Below are 433 nucleotides of genomic sequence, written 5' to 3' on the forward strand. Positions count from 1 at the left end.
CGTCAATGTCGCCGATGAAGGCGAGGCCACGGTCGATCTGGATGCGGTCGATCTCCGAGACGTTGACTTGCGCCAGCTGGACGCGGCCGGCCTTGCCAAACAGATCCCCGAGCTTCTTCAGCTGTGCCGTCTGCTCCGGATAGCGATCAAACACCGTGACAATGCGGTTCTTCGTCATCGTGCGCAGCCGCACGTAAAACATCCGCTCGCGCAGGGCGACGCGCAGGTCTCTTGCTCGTTCGCTGGGCGCCCAGGCCTCCGGCACCAGGTCGGCCCTGAGCAGATGCGCGAGCACCGTCGCATCGATCTTGTCGGTCTTGATCTTGGCGTCGGCAATCGCCTTGACCTTCAAGGGATGGGCGAGAACGACATCATCGCAAATGTCGTCGAGCCAGTCGTACATCACCATCCAGTTGCGCGTCGCCTCGACCAC

Annotated in this window: 1 protein-coding gene; it reads right to left on the bottom strand. The window is 62.1% G+C overall.

Translation table 11 applies throughout. The features are described from left to right. A partial coding sequence (locus tag C6558_RS39235) for a transposase (protein WP_146161026.1) occupies positions 1-433 on the bottom strand: 433 nt, incomplete at both ends.

It is taken from the genome of Ensifer sp. NM-2 (genome assembly GCF_003024455.1).
Classification (GTDB): domain Bacteria; phylum Pseudomonadota; class Alphaproteobacteria; order Rhizobiales; family Rhizobiaceae; genus Ensifer; species Ensifer canadensis.